At 66.7% G+C, this 1505-nt stretch carries 2 protein-coding genes; one reads left to right on the forward strand and one right to left on the reverse strand.

Going from position 1 to position 1505, the window contains the following annotated elements:
• Positions 1-397: MATE family efflux transporter (locus WBQ44_RS15675; RefSeq protein WP_495567596.1), on the reverse strand; the 397-nt coding region annotated here is incomplete at its 3' end.
• A 470-nt stretch (positions 398-867) separates the two neighbouring features.
• On the opposite strand from WBQ44_RS15675, the gene WBQ44_RS15680 reads away from it, so the two are divergent.
• Positions 868-1505 (forward strand): DnaB-like helicase N-terminal domain-containing protein (locus WBQ44_RS15680; protein ID WP_495567597.1); only part of this gene is annotated, 638 nt, incomplete at its 3' end.

The following is a 1505-nucleotide window of genomic DNA, read 5'->3' on the forward strand; positions in this document are numbered from 1 at the left end:
CGTCGCCCGCGCCGACCGCCCGGCTGAGAGGCTCGGCCAGGACCATCACCGGGATCGTGACGACGACCCCGATGATGACTGCGAGCCAGATCCCGTCGATGCCCTGCCGGAGCGCGCCAGCGGTGTCGCCGGCGCCGATGCGGCGGGCAACCGATGCTGTGGTGCCGTATGCGAGGAAGACGCAGAGCCCGACGATCGTCTGGAGCACGACGCCCGCGACACCGAGTCCGGCGAGCTCGCGGGTGCCGAGATGGCCGACGATCGCGGAGTCCGCCAGCAGGAAGAGCGGCTCGGCGACGAGGGCCAGAAAGGCGGGGATCGCGAGCCGCCAGATCTCCTTGTCGAGGCCTCGGCGGTCGGTCTTCGAGTAGCTCTTCGCATCCGCCCGGCTCGTCACGGTCTCAAGGTTAAACACCGTCGGCGCGGGGCGTTGTTCAGGGCAGGTGGAAAACCTGTGGAAAACGTCGTTGCGGCGCTATGTCGACAAAACGCCCAAGGGGGTACGACGATCTCGGCGATGAATCCCGATGGGCTGCCGACTTTCTTTCGTCCACAACCTATGGACAACAAAGTCGCAGGTCAGAGGTGCTTTACCAATCGGGTGACCCTAGTTATGCACAGGCGGTTCCCCAGGCTGTTCACATTGACCAGGGTGTCGTCCACCGCTATCCCCCGGTTATCCCCAGGGCCTGTGGATAACCTGCTGTCGCCGATGTGGGATGCGACGTAAGGTCGCAGAGACTTGAGGTGTCGTCGAGGGTCGGCCCAGGACTGCGCAAGCAGAACTGTCGGTGCCCACCTCTAGCGTGGGACCGAATCGACCGAGATCACGCCGCGACGAACCGCAGACCACGGAGGGGCAAGGGAATGAGCGTCACTGAGACCGGCTCGATGGGCGGTCCGGGCGACTTCCCGGAGCCGCCGTTCGAGGAGTGGGGCGACGGCCCCGCGGCGTACGAACCGGGCAACGCCCCGCGCGCGGTCAACGACCGCACGCCACCGCAGGACATGGCTGCCGAGCAGGCCGTCCTCGGCTCGATGTTGATCTCTAAGGACGCCATCGCCGACGTCTCCGAGACGCTGCGCGGCACCGACTTCTACCGGCCGACGCACGAGACCATCTACGACGCGATCATCGACCTCTACGGTCGCGGCGAGCCCGCCGACATGGTCACCGTCGCCGACGAACTGCGCCGCAAGGCTGAGCTGGAGCGCATCGGTGGCGCCCCTTACCTGCACACGCTCGCCTCCAACGTCCCGATCGCCGCCAACGCGGGCTACTACGGCGAGATCGTCCGCGAGAAGTCGGTCCTGCGCCGCCTGGTCGAGGCCGGCACCAAGATCGTGCAGATCGGCTACGCCGGCGAGGGCGAGGTCGACAACATCGTCGACGAGGCCCAGGCCGAGGTCTTCAAGCTCACCGACAAGCGCTCCGGTGAGGACTACTCCCCGCTCGCCGACATCATGGACGGCGTCCTCGACGAGATCGAGGCGATCGGCAACCG

It is taken from the genome of Rhodococcus sp. (in: high G+C Gram-positive bacteria), from assembly GCF_049591685.1.
Classification (GTDB): Bacteria; Actinomycetota; Actinomycetes; order Mycobacteriales; family Mycobacteriaceae; genus Rhodococcoides.